At 66.6% G+C, this 15,925-nt stretch carries 19 protein-coding genes; 15 read left to right on the top strand and 4 right to left on the bottom strand.

Translation table 11 applies throughout. The annotated features are described in order from the left end of the window. Window positions 1-373: 373 nt before the first annotated feature. A complete protein-coding gene (locus C1922_RS11785) occupies window positions 374-883 on the top strand; it encodes an N-acetyltransferase (RefSeq protein ID WP_108749927.1) in 510 nt (169 codons plus the stop codon). 46 nt (window positions 884-929) lie between these two features. Here the strand turns inward: C1922_RS11785 and C1922_RS11780 are convergent, their stop codons facing one another. Beyond that, window positions 930-1,133, bottom strand: a complete 204-nt coding sequence (locus C1922_RS11780; protein ID WP_108749926.1) for a hypothetical protein — start codon at window positions 1,131-1,133, stop codon at window positions 930-932. A 129-nt stretch (window positions 1,134-1,262) separates the two neighbouring features. Here C1922_RS11780 and tadA point away from each other — a divergent pair, with 129 nt between their 5' ends. From tadA to C1922_RS11760, 4 genes are all read left to right on the top strand, one after another. Continuing rightward, window positions 1,263-1,787, top strand: coding sequence for a tRNA adenosine(34) deaminase TadA (tadA, locus tag C1922_RS11775; protein WP_108749925.1), 525 nt, complete (start codon window positions 1,263-1,265; stop codon window positions 1,785-1,787). Window positions 1,788-1,865: 78 nt separating this feature from the next. Then, window positions 1,866-2,438 (top strand): oligoribonuclease, encoded by a 573-nt coding sequence (orn, locus tag C1922_RS11770; RefSeq protein WP_108749924.1) that lies wholly within the window; start codon window positions 1,866-1,868, stop codon window positions 2,436-2,438. Between the two features lie 103 nt (window positions 2,439-2,541). Next, window positions 2,542-3,414 carry an EcsC family protein gene (locus tag C1922_RS11765; protein WP_108749923.1) on the top strand — a complete coding sequence of 291 codons (873 nt, stop codon included), beginning with the start codon at window positions 2,542-2,544 and terminating at the stop codon, window positions 3,412-3,414. A gap of 222 nt (window positions 3,415-3,636) precedes the next feature. After that, complete coding sequence (locus tag C1922_RS11760) at window positions 3,637-4,752, top strand: alkene reductase (protein ID WP_108749922.1); 1,116 nt, start codon at window positions 3,637-3,639, stop codon at window positions 4,750-4,752. Between the two features lie 79 nt (window positions 4,753-4,831). On the opposite strand, the gene C1922_RS11755 is transcribed toward C1922_RS11760, so the two are convergent. Both C1922_RS11755 and ppsA read right to left on the bottom strand, forming a co-directional pair. Next, the gene (locus C1922_RS11755; protein ID WP_108749921.1) at window positions 4,832-5,725 is read right to left on the bottom strand and encodes a mechanosensitive ion channel domain-containing protein; all 894 of its coding nucleotides are present in this window, start codon (window positions 5,723-5,725) and stop codon (window positions 4,832-4,834) included. Between the two features lie 135 nt (window positions 5,726-5,860). Further along, window positions 5,861-8,239, bottom strand: coding sequence for a phosphoenolpyruvate synthase (gene ppsA / locus C1922_RS11750; protein ID WP_108749920.1), 2,379 nt, complete (start codon window positions 8,237-8,239; stop codon window positions 5,861-5,863). 144 nt (window positions 8,240-8,383) lie between these two features. On the opposite strand from ppsA, the gene C1922_RS11745 reads away from it, so the two are divergent. The 3 genes from C1922_RS11745 to C1922_RS11735 all read left to right on the top strand — a co-directional run bounded on the left by C1922_RS11745 (window position 8,384) and on the right by C1922_RS11735 (window position 10,395). Continuing rightward, window positions 8,384-9,205: a pyruvate, water dikinase regulatory protein gene (locus C1922_RS11745; protein WP_108749919.1), complete on the top strand. Its 822-nt coding sequence runs from the start codon at window positions 8,384-8,386 to the stop codon at window positions 9,203-9,205. A gap of 147 nt (window positions 9,206-9,352) precedes the next feature. Further along, on the top strand, window positions 9,353-9,865 hold the full coding sequence (locus tag C1922_RS11740) for a DUF1249 domain-containing protein (RefSeq protein ID WP_108749918.1): 513 nt from the start codon (window positions 9,353-9,355) through the stop codon (window positions 9,863-9,865). 41 nt (window positions 9,866-9,906) lie between these two features. Then, window positions 9,907-10,395, top strand: a complete 489-nt coding sequence (locus tag C1922_RS11735; RefSeq protein ID WP_108749917.1) for an 8-oxo-dGTP diphosphatase — start codon at window positions 9,907-9,909, stop codon at window positions 10,393-10,395. Window positions 10,396-10,443: 48 nt separating this feature from the next. Here C1922_RS11735 and C1922_RS11730 read toward each other — a convergent pair whose 3' ends face one another. After that, window positions 10,444-11,094, bottom strand: coding sequence for a class I SAM-dependent methyltransferase (locus tag C1922_RS11730; RefSeq protein ID WP_108749916.1), 651 nt, complete (start codon window positions 11,092-11,094; stop codon window positions 10,444-10,446). 346 nt (window positions 11,095-11,440) lie between these two features. Here C1922_RS11730 and C1922_RS11725 point away from each other — a divergent pair, with 346 nt between their 5' ends. The 7 genes from C1922_RS11725 to C1922_RS11695 all read left to right on the top strand — a co-directional run bounded on the left by C1922_RS11725 (window position 11,441) and on the right by C1922_RS11695 (window position 15,905). Further along, window positions 11,441-12,055: a phosphatidylcholine/phosphatidylserine synthase gene (locus tag C1922_RS11725; RefSeq protein WP_108749915.1), complete on the top strand. Its 615-nt coding sequence runs from the start codon at window positions 11,441-11,443 to the stop codon at window positions 12,053-12,055. A gap of 22 nt (window positions 12,056-12,077) precedes the next feature. Beyond that, window positions 12,078-13,142: a class III poly(R)-hydroxyalkanoic acid synthase subunit PhaE gene (gene phaE / locus C1922_RS11720; protein WP_108749914.1), complete on the top strand. Its 1,065-nt coding sequence runs from the start codon at window positions 12,078-12,080 to the stop codon at window positions 13,140-13,142. After that, window positions 13,139-14,206 carry a class III poly(R)-hydroxyalkanoic acid synthase subunit PhaC gene (phaC, locus tag C1922_RS11715; RefSeq protein ID WP_108749913.1) on the top strand — a complete coding sequence of 356 codons (1,068 nt, stop codon included), beginning with the start codon at window positions 13,139-13,141 and terminating at the stop codon, window positions 14,204-14,206. The genes phaE and phaC overlap by 4 nt, the downstream gene beginning before the upstream one ends. Window positions 14,207-14,268: 62 nt before the next feature. Beyond that, window positions 14,269-14,784, top strand: coding sequence for an SMI1/KNR4 family protein (locus tag C1922_RS11710; protein WP_108749912.1), 516 nt, complete (start codon window positions 14,269-14,271; stop codon window positions 14,782-14,784). A gap of 33 nt (window positions 14,785-14,817) precedes the next feature. Next, window positions 14,818-15,186: a YfeK family protein gene (locus tag C1922_RS11705; RefSeq protein WP_108749911.1), complete on the top strand. Its 369-nt coding sequence runs from the start codon at window positions 14,818-14,820 to the stop codon at window positions 15,184-15,186. 63 nt (window positions 15,187-15,249) lie between these two features. After that, window positions 15,250-15,453, top strand: coding sequence for a PspC domain-containing protein (locus C1922_RS11700; protein ID WP_108749910.1), 204 nt, complete (start codon window positions 15,250-15,252; stop codon window positions 15,451-15,453). Beyond that, window positions 15,450-15,905, top strand: coding sequence for a hypothetical protein (locus tag C1922_RS11695; RefSeq protein ID WP_108749909.1), 456 nt, complete (start codon window positions 15,450-15,452; stop codon window positions 15,903-15,905). The genes C1922_RS11700 and C1922_RS11695 overlap by 4 nt, the downstream gene beginning before the upstream one ends. Window positions 15,906-15,925: the final 20 nt, after the last annotated feature.

Genomic DNA, 15,925 nt, shown 5'->3' with positions numbered 1-15,925 from the left:
CGGTGCGGCAACACGGCAGGCAGCGTCTGCAGATGTACAGCCGTGCGCGCGAACGCCAACGCAATGTGCACGGCAGGTCTCCTTTCCTTGGGGACGGGAGTTTTGATTATGGGAGGCCATGACGACACGCTGCCACCGCTTTCGGCCTGGTTCCGTCATGATTTTGACGCCACTGGTCCACACGACGCCGTGGAAATGCCTGTTCCCACAAGGGCTTGCGCATGCGGCTGCACGCTGGAACCCCCTGCGGACGGGTGTCTCAATTCGTGAGGTGGATCAACAATTCACATGGAGGGCGCAGGTCGGCCAACGTTGCGGTTGCGTGAATCCGCAGGCCGCGCCATCGTGTGCGCGCTTCCCTGGAGTTCCTGGAATGCCTTTCATCCGCCCCGAACAACCGGCTGACGTGGCCGCCATTCACGCCCTGACCGAGGCCGCCTTCCGCCAGGCCGAGCACAGCAGCCATACCGAGCAGTTCATTGTGGATGCACTGCGGGCGCGCGGCGAACTGACGGTGTCGCTGGTGGCCGAGCAGGACGGTGCGGTGGTCGGCCATGTGGCCGTGTCGCCAGTTGCGGTCAGTGATGGCAGCGCCGGCTGGTTTGGCCTGGGGCCCATTTCCGTGCTGCCGGCCCGGCAGGGGCAGGGCGTGGGCGCGGCGCTGATGCAGGCCGCCATCGACGCACTGCGCAGCCAGCAGGCGCACGGCTGCGTGCTGCTGGGCGAGCCGGCCTACTACGGTCGGTTTGGTTTCCGCGCCGAACCGGGGCTGATCCTGCCGGGGGTGCCTGCACAGTATTTCCAGGCCCTGTGCCTGCAGCCGCCGATGGCGCAGGGCGAGGTGCGCTATTCGCCAGCGTTCGAGGCGACTGCGCCGCTGTGATGGGGTCAGATCCGTTTTCCGACGGAGCGCGGTTCTGACCCCGGCTTCACGGCGCCTGCCACGGGCGCGGTTCCGGCGCCGGCGGCGGAATGCGGTAACCACCGATGTGCGTCAGCAGTTCATTGGTGCGGCGTTGTTCGGCCAGCAGTTCACGCATCAGGCTGCGCACACCGAAGATCGCGAACGGCACCAGGATCCACACCACGCTCATGACGGTGGCGAAGATGAAGAACAGAATCTGACCCCCCATTGCGGGCACTCCTTCCTTGGGAAAACGTCGAATCTAGCACTGTGAGCGGCCGGCCACCCGGCCTGCACGCGCCCGGGGCGTACAATGCCGGCCGTCCGGCGTGGCCGGGTCTTCACTGCGAGAACCACCATGAGCGATTCCCTGGGCGTGCCCGTGCACGATGCTGACGAACACTGGATGCGCCACGCGCTGGCGCTGGCCGAGCGCGCGCAGCACGTGTTCGATGAGATTCCGGTGGGCGCGGTGCTGGTGGGCGCCGATGGCCAGGTGCTGGGCGAGGGCTGGAACCTCAACATCGCCAGCCACGACCCCAGCGCGCATGCCGAAATCGTCGCCATGCGCGAGGGCGGGCGCGTGCTGGCCAACCATCGTCTGGTGGGCAGCACCCTGTACGTGACGCTGGAGCCGTGTGCGATGTGCGCCATGGCCATCGTGCATGCGCGTGTGTCACGCCTGGTCTATGGCGCCAGCGACCCGAAGACCGGCGCCTGCGGCAGCGTCTTCGACCTGCTGGGCGATGCGCGACACAACCACCGTGTCGAAATCCATGGCGGCGTGCTGGCCAAGGAGGCCAGCCTGCGCCTGACCAACTACTTCCGCGCCAAGCGTGGCAAGCCGCCGCTGCTGCTGGAAAACCACGCCGACGAGGCCTGAGCAGCGAAAGGGTATGATGGTCGCCCCTTTCCCATTCCTGCGGCGGGCCACGTGCCTGCCCGGCAACGAGACGACACGATGGCCGACAACGGCGCGAGCAACGAGCGACTGATCTGGATCGACCTGGAAATGACCGGGTTGGATACCGACAACGATTCGATCATCGAGATCGCCACGGTCGTGACCGACGCGCAGTTGAACGTGCTGGCCGAGGGCCCGGAATTCGCCATTCACCACCCGCTGGAAACGCTGGAGGCAATGGACGAATGGAACCGCAACCAGCACCGTCGTTCCGGGCTGTGGCAGCGCGTACTGGACAGCACCACCACGCTGGGCCAGGCCGAAGCACAGACCATCAACTTCCTGGCGCAGTGGATTCCGGCCGGCGCCTCGCCGATGAGCGGCAACTCGATCTGCCAGGATCGCCGCTTTCTGCACCGCCAGATGCCGCGGCTGGAAAAGTATTTCCACTACCGCAACCTGGACGTGTCCACGGTGAAGGAACTGGCCAAGCGCTGGGCGCCGAGCGTGGCCGCGGGCCTGACCAAGAACAGCAACCACACCGCGCTGAGCGATGTGCATGATTCCATCGCCGAACTGCGCCATTACCGCCAGTTCATGGGCGAGCTGTCGGGCCTGCCGGTCGCCTGAGCGGGGTCGGATCCCTTTCCAGCGGAAAGGGCTCTGACCCCAGCAACGCCGGGCCGCGTGCCCGCGACGATCCGTTCAACTTCCCGGCGCTATGATCGGCTCCATGAACGAGCCGATCCTGCTGCCGCGCGATATCGCCCACGATGCCCAGGACTGGGGCGACCTGCAGCGGGCGGTCGCCCTGCTGGAGGCGCCTACGATCACTGCGCGCATGGCCAACCTGGTCGGCACGCCGCTGGAGTTTGCGGTGAAGGCGCTGCCGACGGCGATCTCCGGGCGAATTCATGGCGCGGTGGAGGCGGCGCTGTCGAAGTCTGCGCAGGCGGCGCTGTGGAGCATGGGCAACACGCCGGGCAAATCGGCCTCGACCCGCTGGCACAAGCTGGCGGCAGCCACGTCCGGCGCTGTTGGCGGCGCGTTCGGTTTCGCCGCGCTGTTCATCGAACTGCCGGTGTCGACCACGATCATGATGCGCGCGGTAGCCGATGTCGCCCGCAGCGAAGGCTTCGACCTGTCGCAGTTCAGCACGCGGCAGGCCTGCCTGGAGGTGTTTGCACTGGGCGGCAATTCGCCGCGTGACGATGCCAGCGAAACCGGCTATTACCTGGCGCGCGGCTTCACCACCGATGTGATGCGGCACCTGTCGGCCGAGCTGGCCGGCCGCGTGGTGACCGGGCGCGACCTGACCCTGGGCGTGGCGCCGAAAGAAGCCGGCAAGCTGCTGGCCAAGCTGGTGGAGAAAGTGGCGGCCCGCTTCGGTGTGGTGGTGACTGAAAAATTCGCCGCGCAGGCGGTGCCGATCGTCGGCGCGGCGGCGGGTGCAACGCTCAATACGATGTTCACCGACTACTACCAGGACATGGCGCGTGGCCATTTCATCGTGCGCCGGCTGGAGCTGAAGTACGGCGAGGATGTGGTGCGCGCGTGCTACGACCGCATTGCCCATGGCGGGGCGTTGATCGAGCCGACGCTGTAACCGCGCATCGTAGATGGGTAGAGTCGACCGTTGGTCGACTGCTTTTAGGCCGACCCGTCATGAAAGCCCGCGCTGCGCGCGATAGTCGACCAACGGTCGACTCTACCGCGGGTGCGGCATTCATCCTTGCCTGAGCGGCACAACTGTTTTGCCAGACTGCGTCTGTTGCACCGTGCGCGGCACCCCCACTCTTGTGGGCAGTCCCCCGCACGAGATGCCGCCATGTTGTTCACCCCCTATCGCTTGGGCCCGCTGCGCCTGCCCAACCGTATCGTGATGCCGCCGATGACCCGCTCGCGGGCGGCAGCCGGCAATGTCGCCACCGCGCAGATGGCGCAGTACTACGCGCAGCGCGCCAGCGCCGGGCTGATCGTGAGCGAGGGCACGCAGATCAGCCCGCAGGGCCAGGGCTATGCGTGGACGCCGGGCATCCACAGCGCCGAGCAGGTGCAGGGCTGGCGGCAGGTGACCGATGCGGTGCACGCCGCCGGTGGCCGCATCTACGCGCAGCTGTGGCATGTGGGCCGCGTTTCGCACGTGGCCCTGCAGCCCGATGGCGCCGCACCGGTGTCTTCGTCGGCGCTGCTGGCCGAGGGCGTGAAGGTGTTCGTGGACCCGACCGGCGCCGGACCGGACGCCGGGGTGGGTGAGATGGTGCAGCACTCGATGCCGCGCGCGCTGGCCGAGGACGAGATTCCCGGCATCATCGCCGACTACGCGCAGGCCACCCGCAATGCGCTGGCTGCCGGCTTCGATGGCGTGGAGCTGCACGGCGCCAACGGCTACCTGATCAACCAGTTCATCGATTCGCAGGCCAACCAGCGCACCGATGGCTACGGTGGCGCGCTGCAGAACCGCCTGCGCTTCCTGCGCGAGGTGGTGCAGGCGGTGGTGGCGGTGGCCGGTAGTGATCGCGTAGGTGTGCGCCTGGCGCCGCTGACCACCCTGCAGGGTGCGGTGGATGACACGCCGCAGGCGACCTATCTGGCCGCTGCGCACCTGCTGGGCGAGCTGGGCGTGGGCTATGTGCACATTGCCGAGGCCGACTGGGAAGACGCGCCGGTGATGCCGGTGGCATTCAAGCAGGCATTGCGGATGGTTTACCCGGGCACGCTGATCTATGCCGGCAAGTACAGTGCCGAGCGCGCCGAGCAGGCGCTGGCCGAGGGCTGGGCCGATCTGATCGGGTTCGGCAGGCCGTTCATTGCCAACCCGGACCTGCCCGAGCGCCTGCGTACCGGCGCGGCGTTGAATGCACCGGACCGCGCGACCTACTTCGGTGGCGGAGCGGCGGGCTACACCGATTACCCGGTGCTGGAAGAGGCCGTCGAGGCCTGATGCTGACAGAGGTGCCGACCAACGGTCGGCACCTACCGGCATCGGTAGCGCCGGGCCATGCCCGGCGGGAACCTGGAAATCAGGGCTTGTCGCGCACCAGTGCGTCGGCTTCCAGCACGCCGCCGTCCTTGCCGTGCAGGTACAGGTGCATGTCCTGCTGCGGATAGGGAATATTGATGCCGGCCTTGTCGTAGCCCAGCTTGATCTGCTCCAGCAGCGTGACCTTGGTGCCGAAGTGGTCGGCCGACTTCACGTAACAGCGGATGCCCAGGTTGATCGCATGCGCGCCCAGTTCGTACACCACAACGTCCGGTTCGGGCGTGGCCAGCACGCGCGGGTCGGCCTTCATCAGCGCCAATGCGGTGTCGCGGGCCTGCTGGATGTTGTCCTCGTAGCCGATGCCCACCACCAGCTCCACGCGGCGGGTGGGTTCGGCGGTCAGGTTGATGATCGGCGCGGCGGTGATCAGCGTGTTGGGAATGGTGGTGTGCTGGTTGTCGGCGCCGGTGATGACGGTCTGGAAGATGCGCACTTCGCGCACGGTACCGGTCTGCCCGGCCACGGTGACCACGTCACCCACGCGGAACGGGCGCAGGGTCACCAGCATCACCCCGGAGGCGATGTTGGACAGCGAGTCCTTCAGTGCCAGGCCGACGGCCAGGCCGGCGGTGCCGAGCACGGCCAGCAGCGGGGTGATCTGAACCCCCAATGTGCCGATGGCCAGGATCACCACGATCACCAGCGAGGCGGCATAGACCACGTTGCGCAGGAAGCTGCCCAGCATCGGGTCCACGCCCATGCGCGCGGTGGCGCGCGGCAGCGCGTTGGACAGGCGGCGAGCCAGCCACATGCCGATCAACAGCACCACGATGGCGGCCAGCAGCGGAACCCCATACGTTTCCAGCAGGCGCTCCCAGTCCAGCGAGTGGAACCAGGAAGCAGTGGCGGGGGCGGGTGGGGCAGTGGCAGTCATGGGGGCTCCTTGGCAGGGACGGCAACGGCGTGCGCGCACGCCAGAAACAACAAACCCCGCAGTAGCGGGGTTTGCGTGTGGTGCCAGTATGGGCCGGCGCCGATGAACACGACGTCAGCCCATCCCACTACGGCATCAGCCGTTGGCCTTCAGCTTGGCCAGGCGCAGCCAGGTGTCGACCACGGTGTCCGGGTTCAGCGACACCGACTCGATGCCTTCCTGCATCAGCCATTCGGCCAGATCCGGATGGTCGGACGGGCCCTGGCCGCAGATGCCGACGTACTTGCCCTTGGCACGCGCCGACTTGATGGCCATCGACAGCAGCTTCTTCACCGCCGGGTTCCGCTCGTCGAACAGGTGCGCGACGATGGACGAATCGCGGTCCAGGCCCAGAGTGAGCTGGGTCAGGTCGTTGGAACCGATCGAGAAGCCGTCGAAGATTTCCAGGAACTCATCGGCCAGCAGTGCGTTGGACGGCACTTCGCACATCATGATGATCTTCAGGCCGTTCTCGCCCTGCTTCAGACCGTTCTGGGCCAGCACCTCGACCACCTTGCGGCCTTCTTCCAGGGTGCGCACGAACGGAATCATGACCCACAGGTTGTCCAGGCCCATTTCGTTGCGCACGCGCAGCACGGCCTGGCATTCCAGCGCGAAGGCGGCGGCAAAGCTCGGATCGACATAACGGCTGGCGCCGCGGAAGCCGATCATCGGGTTCTCTTCGTGCGGCTCGTAGTTGCTGCCGCCGACCAGGTTGGCGTACTCGTTGGACTTGAAGTCCGACAGGCGCACGATCACCGGGTTCGGTGCGACCGAGGCGGTGAGGGTGGCGATGCCTTCGGCCAGGCGGTTCACGTAGAAGCTGACCGGATCACCGTAGCCGGCGATCTTCTCGTCGATCTTCTTCTTGGTGGCCGCATCCTGGCGGTCGTATTCCAGCAGCGCATTCGGATGGATGCCGATGTGGCTGGCAATGATCATTTCCAGGCGGGCCAGGCCGATGCCGGCGTTCGGCAGCTGGCCGAAGTCGAAGGCACGTTCCGGGTTGGCCACGTTCATCATGATCTTCAGCGGCGCCGCCGGCATGTTGCCCAGGTCGGTGGTGGTGCGCTCGAACTTCAGCTGGCCTTCGTAGATGAAGCCGGTATCGCCTTCAGCGCAGCTGACGGTGACCGGCTGGCCATCTTCGATGACCTTGGTCGCGTTGCCCGAACCAACCACGGCCGGCACGCCCAGTTCGCGCGCGATGATGGCCGCGTGGCAGGTGCGGCCGCCACGGTTGGTGACGATGGCCGAGGCGCGCTTCATCACCGGTTCCCAATCCGGGTCGGTCATGTCAGCAATCAGCACGTCGCCGGGCTGCACGCGGTTCATGTCGTCCAGGGTCTTGACCACGCGGGCCACGCCGGAGCCGATCTTGGCACCGACGGCGCGACCTTCGGCCAGCACGTTGCCACCCTTTTCGGTCAGCGCGAAGCGCTCGATCTGGGTGGCGTGGCTGCGCGACTTCACCGTTTCCGGGCGTGCCTGCACGATGAACAGCTTGCCGCTGACACCGTCCTTGGCCCACTCGATGTCCATCGGGCGGCCGTAATGCTTTTCGATCACCAGCGCCTGCTTGGACAGTTCCTGCACGTCCTCGTCGCTGATGGAGAAGGTGCTGCGCAGCTCGGCCGGGGTGTCTTCGATCTTGACGCGCTCACCGGGCACGTCCGAATACACCATGCGGATCGCCTTGCTGCCCAGCGAGCGGCGCAGGATCGCCGGCTTGCCGGCCTGCAGGGTGGGCTTGTAGACGTAGAACTCGTCGGGGTTGACCGCGCCCTGCACGACCATTTCGCCCAGGCCGAACGAGGAAGTGACGAAGACCACGTCACGGAAGCCCGATTCGGTGTCCAGGGTGAACAGCACACCGGAGGAACCGACGCCCGAACGCACCATCAGCTGCACGCCGGCGGACAGGAACACGTCTTCGTGCTTGAAGCCGTGGTGCACGCGGTAGGCGATGGCGCGGTCGTTGTACAGCGAGGCAAACACTTCCTTGACCTTGTGCACGACATCGTCGGCACCGGTGACGTTGAGGAAGGTTTCCTGCTGGCCGGCGAAGGACGCATCGGGCAGATCTTCGGCGGTGGCCGAGGAGCGCACGGCCACGGCCACATCGCCGCCGCCGTTGTCGGCGCTCAGCTTGGCGTAGGCACTGCGGATGTCCTGGTCCAGCTGCGGCTGCAGCGGCGCATCGATCACCCAGCTGCGGATCTCCTTGCCGGCGGCGGTCAGCGCGGTCACGTCTTCGACGTCCAGCGTGGCCAGCTTGTCGAAGATGCGCTTGGACAGGTCGTTGTGTGCGATGAAGTCCTTGAAGGCTTCAGACGTGGTCGCATAGCCTCCGGGAACGGAGACGCCCAGACCGGCCAGGTTGCCGATCATCTCGCCCAGCGAGGAATTCTTGCCGCCTACGCGGGCCAGATCGGCCAGACGCAGTTCGTGCAACCACAGGATGTTCTCGTTCAAGCGCGATGCTCCGTTTGGCCATCGCCCGAGGCGGGCTGAGTGGCCGCGTCCGTAGGAAGAAGTCGATATGATGCCGGGCAGACCACCGTCGGCACAAGCTTGTGCTGGCGGCCCTTTTAAGCTTCGTAGGGGGTAAAAGCGCGCATGTCGACCATCCGACCGGTGTTCTACGTTTCCGATGGAACCGGTATCACCGCTGAAACCATTGGGCATAGCCTGCTCACTCAGTTCACCGGGTTCAGCTTCATTACCGACCGAATGTCTTTCGTCGATGACCCCGAAAAAGCGCGTGAAGCCTGTGCCCGGATCCACGCGGCGGGGGAGCGCTACCAGGTTCGGCCGATCGTGGTGAACAGCTGCGTGGACCAGAGCCTGAGCCTGATCCTGGCCGAAAGCGGGGCACTGATGCTGGATGTGTTCGCCCCGTTCATCGAGCCGCTGGAGCGGGAACTGGCCAGCCCGCGCCTGGCCCGGGTCGGCCAGGCCCACGGCATGGTCGACTTCGACACCTACCACCGCCGCATCAATGCGATGAACTTCGCCCTGACCCACGATGACGGGATCGCGGTGAACTACGACGATGCCGACGTGATCCTGGTGGCGGTGTCGCGGGCCGGCAAGACCCCCACCTGCATCTACCTGGCCCTGCATTACGGGGTGCGCGCGGCCAATTACCCGCTTACCGACGAGGACCTGGAGAGCGACCGCCTGCCGCCGCGGCTGCGCAATTACCGGCGCAAGCTGTTCGGCCTGACCATCGACCCGGACCGCCTGCAGCAGATCCGCCAGGAGCGCCGGCCGAACTCACGCTACGCCAACCTGGACACCTGCAAGCGCGAGGTGGCCGCGGCCGAGGTGATGTTCCAGATGGAGCGGATCCCGACCCTGAGCACCACCCATACCTCGATCGAGGAGATTTCCAGCAAGGTGCTGGCCACGCTGGGGCTGCAGCGCGAGCTGTATTGACCGACGGAGGTGCCCGGTAGCGCCGGGCCATGCCCGGCGGTGGTTGATCGCCGCGGTTCGCGCTCGCCGGGCATGGCCCGGCGCTGCCAGGGGTTGGCCTGCGCGTGTCAGCCCCCACGTTGTATGGCCAACGTGTAGGATCGACCCATGGCCCACGCCTCGCCCCGAACCGAACGCATTCCCCGCCTCAGCCGGCTGAGCTGGCTGATGGGCCTGTATGCCGAGAATTACCGGCACCTGGTGCGTCTGTTCGCGCCGGCCGAACTGACCGCTGGCAGCTATGTTTCCTCGGTGGGCGACGGCCTGGACGTGCGCCTGGACGTGATCGAATGCCACCGCTACACGGTGGAGCTGCGCCTGACCTACGACTTGGCCGACCCGGTGACCGGCGAGCCGGACCCCTCTGCCTATGTGCGCCTGTACCGGGATGCCCGCCAGGCCGAGACTACCCACTGCTACGTGGGCCGCCGCTGGCAGGACACCATGGGCCTGTACCCGCCGCCGGCCGAGCTGATCAACCACCGCATGCGCATGAACACCTTCCTGGGCAAGTGGCTGGAATACCTGGCCGAGCGCGGCCATGGTGTGGCCACCCTGCGCCGCGACCCGGACGGCCCGGCAGCGGTTTCGGCCGAGCGACGCCTGTCGCTGGTGCGCTGATCGGCCATAATCGTGGGCTGACCCGCCGCCGGATCCGCCCCATGCCGTATACCCCGATCGTCGCCACCCTGGGCTATGTGCTGTCGCCCGATCGCCGCCAGGTGCTGATGATCCACCGCAATACCCGGCCCGGTGACCATCATCTGGGCAAGTACAACGGCTTGGGCGGCAAGGTCGAGCCCAGCGAGGACGTGGCCGCCGGCATGCGGCGTGAGATCGTGGAGGAGGCGGGCATCGACTGCACCGCCATGCGCCTGCGCGGCACCATCAGCTGGCCGGGTTTCGGCAAGCACGGCGAGGACTGGTTCGGCTTCGTGTTCGTGATCGACAGCTTCGAGGGCACCCCGCACGGCGGCAACCACGAAGGCACCCTGGAGTGGGTGGACGTGGACAAGCTGGACACGCTGCCGATGTGGGAGGGCGACCGCAACTTCCTGCCGCTGGTGTTCGATGCCGACCCGCGGACGTTCCACGGGGTGATGCCGTACCGCGACGGGCGCATGCAGAGCTGGTCGTTCAGCCGGCTGTGAGGCGGTCGGGCGCCGCAGCGCTCGCCGGGCCATGCCCGGCGGGGTGGCTCAGCGACGCTGGGCCAGCAGCAGGTGGAAATACTTGTCCCGCGTCTGCCCATCATTGCCGGCCGCCGTCTCGCGGTGCGCGCGCCAGCCGCACACACTGAACCCGGCCACGCGCAGGGCCAGCTCCACCGCGTCCAGTTCGTGCAGGTGGAAATCATCGGTGAAGGGCAGGGTGCGCATGAAGGCGGCATCGCCGAAGGCCAGGCACACGCGGCCACCCCGGCGCAGCACGCGGGCCAGCTCGGTCAGTACCGGGGCCAGGTCCGGCCAGAAGTACAGCGTGTTGACCGCCAATGCGGCATCGATGCTGGCATCGGCGACCGGCAGGGCGTGGGCATCGCCCGTGCGCAGCCCGGCGCGGTCGGCCAGCCCCGCCGATGCAAGGTGCTGGTTGCCGGCCTCGACCATGGCCGTGGACAGTTCAATGCCCAGATAGCGGCTGCCTTGGGCCTGCAGCAGCAGCGGCACGAAGGCCGCGTTGCCGGGACCGATTTCCAGCACCTGCTCGTGATCGGCAACGGCCAGCAGGGCGATGGCGGCCTGGTTCAGTGCCGCGTTGCTGCGGTTCATCGATTCGCCCACCGCCAGCGCGGCCTCGCCATGGGGCTGCCGCAACTGCGCGGCCAGCGTACGTGCATCCAGCATCAACATCGTCCGTCAAGGGGGGAACTCGGACGTGGCGGCGGCGGGTCCGCCGTTGACCATAGCGCTGTGCGCCCGGGTTGGGAAGTAGGAAAACCCCGCAGCGTGGTGATGAGAAAATAGCCAGCGTCGCAGCCCCTGCGACCGGGTTGTCCACAGGGGGTGTGGATTACGCGTGGGCAACTTTGTGGATAAGCCGTGGCAGGCGCCACCCCCCTAGGCTGTCAAGATGGGTGGCGAAAAATTCACCGCAGGTGAGTGGGCGTGATGCCCGGGTGAAGATCGGTCATCGCCGCGCTGTTGTCCGCGCCGGTGGTCGCGGTACCCTGTGGCCCTTGATGCCCCGTGAGATTCCATGAAACGTCATTTCTCGATGCTGCGCGAATTCCAGCTGGCCGATTGGTTCACCCTGGCCAATGCGTTCTGCGGCACCGGCGCGGTGTTTGCCGCGATGCGCTTCCTGCAGGACGGCGAGCGTGGCTACCTGCTGTTTGGCATGGCCCTGATCCCGCTGGCCTTCATCTTCGACGCGCTGGATGGCCGCATCGCACGCTGGCGCAAATCCAGTTCCACCCTGGGCCGCGAACTCGATTCGCTGTCCGATGTCATCTCCTTCGGCGTGGCGCCGGCGGCGCTGGCCTATGCCTGCGGCATGCAGGGCGGCTGGGACTGGCTGGTGCTGAGCTATTTCGTCTGTTGCGGGGTCAGCCGCCTGGCCCGCTACAACGTGACTGCCGAAGCCCTGGCCGGTGACGAGGGCAAGGTGAAGTACTTCGAGGGCACGCCCATTCCCACCAGCCTGGCGCTGGTGATCGTGCTGGCCATCGCCGCCGGCACCGATGCCATCGGCCGGGACATCTGGTTCGGGCAGTGGCAGATCGGCCCGTGGCAGCTGCACCCGATGGTGCTGTTGTTCGCGCTGTCCGGTTCGCTGATGATCAGCAAGACCCTGCGCATTCCCAAGCCCTGATGCAGCCCCGCGGAGGCGCACGATGACCAGCTCGGCCCACGACGCCGGCAGCAGCGATTTCGAAGCCCTGGCCCGGCAGTACTTCGGCGCCTGGGGCGATGCCCTGCGCCACGCCGGCGCGCCGGGCGCTACGGCCGGTGATGACCCGGCCAGCTGGCAGCGCCTGTTCGACTGGTGGGGGCAGCTGTTGCCCGAACAGGGGCAGGGCGCGCCAGAGGATGCGCTGCGCCGGTTCCGCGAACAGGCGGGCAGCTGGTACGGCACCATGCAGGAAGTGGCCGCGCGTTTTGCCGGACGTGACGCCAGCAGCGCCGATGTGGCCCAGGCCTGGCGCGAGGCGGTGAACGGGCAGGGCGAGGGCATGCTGCAGTGGATGCTGCAGGGCGCGCGCGGCAGCACCCAGGCCGGAGCGTCGGTGCCCGAGTTCGCCGCCTGGCTGCAGCAATGGCAGCTGCAGGCCGGCCCCTGGCTGCAGAGCCCGGCCTTCGGCCCCGGCCGCGAGCACCAGGCGCGCTGGCAGTCGCTGCTGCGCGCGCAGGAGGAATACCAGCAGCACTCGCGCGCCTACGTGGAGCAGATCAAGCAGGCGCTGGAAGAAGCCTTCACCCTGTTCGAGCAACGCCTGGCCGAGCACGAGCAGCCCGGCAGCCAGTTGACCAGTGCGCGCGCGATGTTCGACCTGTGGATCGAAGTGGCCGAAGAGGCCTATGCCAAGGTCGCCCTGTCCGAGCCGTTCCAGCAGGTGTACGCCTCGCTGGGCAACGCGCAGATGCGCCTGCGCGCAGGCCTGCAACGCGAGGTGGAACAGATGAGTGAACGCATCGGCCTGCCGACACGAAGCGAGATGGATACCGCGCACCGGCGCATTGCCGAGCTGGAGCGCAGCCTGCGCCGCCTGCAGGCACAGGTGGCGGTGCTGGCCGGAGCGGCAGCCGTGGACCCGGTGGCACAGCCGGCGGCGGCCAAGGTGAAGCCGCCGCTGCGCAAGGCAGCGAAGAAGGCGGCGCCGGCAAAGAAGGCGCCCGCAAAGAAGGCACCGGCCAAGAAGACCACCGCGCGCGCGGCGCCGAAGGTACGTGGGCGATGAAAGGGCCGCTGGGCTTCAACGCCGACGATCTGATGCAGGAAACCCTGGCCATGCAGCGCAAGCTGATGGAAGGGTTGAAGCTGCTGCCGCAGGTGGAGGACGTGGACTACGGCGCCACCGCCCGCGAGGAAGTCTGGCGCGATGGCAAGGTGGTGCTGTACCGCTTCGTGGGCGAACACGCGCCCACCCGGCGCCGGCCCCTGTTGATCGTCTACGCGCTGGTCAACCGGCCCTACATGGTCGACCTGCAGGCCGACCGCTCGCTGGTGCAGAAACTGCTGGCACTGGGCCAGGACGTGTACGTGCTGGACTGGGGCTACCCGGACCGTTCCGAACGTTTCCAGACGCTGGAAGACTACCTGCTGCGCTATATCGACGGTGCGGTGGATGCGCTGCGCGCGCGCAGCGGCGAGCCGGTGGACATGCTGGGCATCTGCCAGGGCGGCGTGTTCGCCCTGTGCTACGCCGCGCTGCGCCAGCACAAGCTGGCCAGCCTGATCACCATGGTCACCCCGGTCGATTTCCATACCGCCGACAACATGCTGTCGCACTGGGCCCGGCAGGTGGACGTGGACCTGTTGGTGGATACGCTGGGCAACATCCCGGCCGACCTGATGAACGCCAGCTACCTGATGCTCAAGCCGTTCCGCTTGAACGTGCAGAAATACGTGGGCCTGCTCGACATCCTGGATGACAAGGCGGCGCTGGAAGATTTCCTGCGCATGGAGAAATGGATCTTCGATTCGCCTGACTTGGCCGGTGAGGCATTCCGCGACTTCATCAAGCAGTTCTACCAGGGCAACGGGCTGGTGAACGGCACCGTGCGCATCGGCGAAGAGGCTGTGGATCTGTCGCAAGTGACCTTGCCGGTACTGAACATCTACGCCGAGCAGGATCACCTTGTGCCGCCCGATGCCTCGCGCGCGATGCGCGGGCGCCTGGGCACGCTGGACTACACCGAGTCCAGTTTCCGCGGCGGCCACATCGGTATCTACGTCTCCGGCCGCGCCCAGCGCGAAGTCCCGGCGACGATCGACGGCTGGCTGAAGGCGCGCGACCGGTAGAGTCGAGCTCGCTCGACTGCGGAAGGTGGGTAAGCTCAAACACCCGTTTGATGGATAGGCTCATGGTCCAGCCAGCAGTTTTCGCCCGGAACAACGTCGCGTTCAACGATTCGTCGCCACCGGTGCCGGTCGATCTGATTGCGGCGATGGTGCAGGGCAGATTTCCCGGCAGAGATGACTTCATCGAATTCTATTCGAAGCACAATGGTGGCTACTTCGACGGCGGCGCGGTGTTCTATCGGCACACGTTCTACGAAGTTGCTGCAGAAGATCCAAATCGGCTTGAGCTGGAGGCCTTTCATTGCATCGAGGTGCCGGGTATGCCGCCCAATCCTCGGCTCGTATCAATCGATGATGTGATGGGATGGAGGGCAGACCGCCATCCTGAAGCTCTGGCGTTCTTTGAATCTCACATCCCCTTTGCAGGTGACTGCGGAGACAACGACTATTGGCTTGATACGCGGACAGGTAGTGTGAAGTTCACAATTGCGGGGGGGCATATCCATGCGGACGACGCGATTCCTGTCGCGCCGGACTTCTTTTCGTTCTGCGAGAATATTCAAGTCATGCAGCGGTAGATTCGAGCGTGCTCAACTGCCCAGAGACCCCTGATGTCCCGACGAACCCTTCTGATCCTCGCGGCAGTGCTCGCCGCCCCCCTGGCCCATGCCGCCCCCGATCCCCAGGCCCAACGTGAGATCGCCCAGCTGATCGGCAGCCTGGACGGCTCGGCCTGCCAGTTCCAGCGCAACGGCAGCTGGCATGACGCCGCCGCCGCACGCGCGCACCTGCAGCGCAAGTACGACTACCTGCTGAAGAAGAAGCTGGTCGATACCCCCGAACAGTTCATCGAGCGCGCCGCCAGCCAGAGCAGCATGAGCGGCAAGCCGTACCGGATCCGCTGCCCGGGCCAACCGGAACAGACTGCCGCGGCCTGGTTCGGCGCCCGCCTGCAGGCCCTGCGCCAACGCACGCCGTAGACAAGGGGCGGTGTAGAGTCGAGCCATGCTCGACTGCCTTTTCCGTAGCCTGGGAGAACCGCCATGAACACCACGCCGAAAACGCTGTCGCGTTCACTGAACGACCGCATGATCGCCGGCGTAATGGGCGGCATCGCCCACCGTTTCGGCTGGAGCCCGACGCTGCTGCGGGTGGTCTATGTGCTGGTGTCGCTGGCGTCGGCCGCGTTCCCCGGCATCCTGGTCTACCTGATCCTGTGGCTGCTGATTCCCAACGAGGCCGATTGAACGCGGCCGCGTCCCGACCGGTGCCGCTGTGGCTGCGCGCCGTGCAGGTGCTGGGCGCGGTGTGGACGCTTCCCAATTCGTTGATCGGGCTGCTGGCCGGGTTGGCGGGACTGCTGGGGGGCGCCAGGCCGCGCTGGAGCAGCCGCGACTGCGCACTGGTGTTTGACCGCTGGCCGTGGGGCCCGGGTGGGGCGATCACCTTGGGCAATGTGATCCTGCACACCGGCCACGATCTGGGCATGTGCTGCCGTACCTATGCGCACCAGGCGGGGTGGGGCGTGGAGCCGCTGATCCGGTTGGATGACCACGAGCGGGCGCATGTGTACCAGTACCTGGTGCTGGGGCCGTTGTACCTGCCGGTGTATCTGCTGTGCGGTGGGGTGAGTGCACGCAATCCGTTCGAGCGCGCGGCCGATCATTACGCCCGGTTCGGGCACGGCTGGTGGCCGTAGGTTCCAGCCAACGGCGCAGC

The organism is Stenotrophomonas sp. ZAC14D2_NAIMI4_7 (genome assembly GCF_003086675.1).
Taxonomy (GTDB): Bacteria; Pseudomonadota; Gammaproteobacteria; order Xanthomonadales; family Xanthomonadaceae; genus Stenotrophomonas.
Note: the sequence above shows the minus strand (reverse complement) of the source record. Positions and strands in the feature narration are given on the sequence as shown.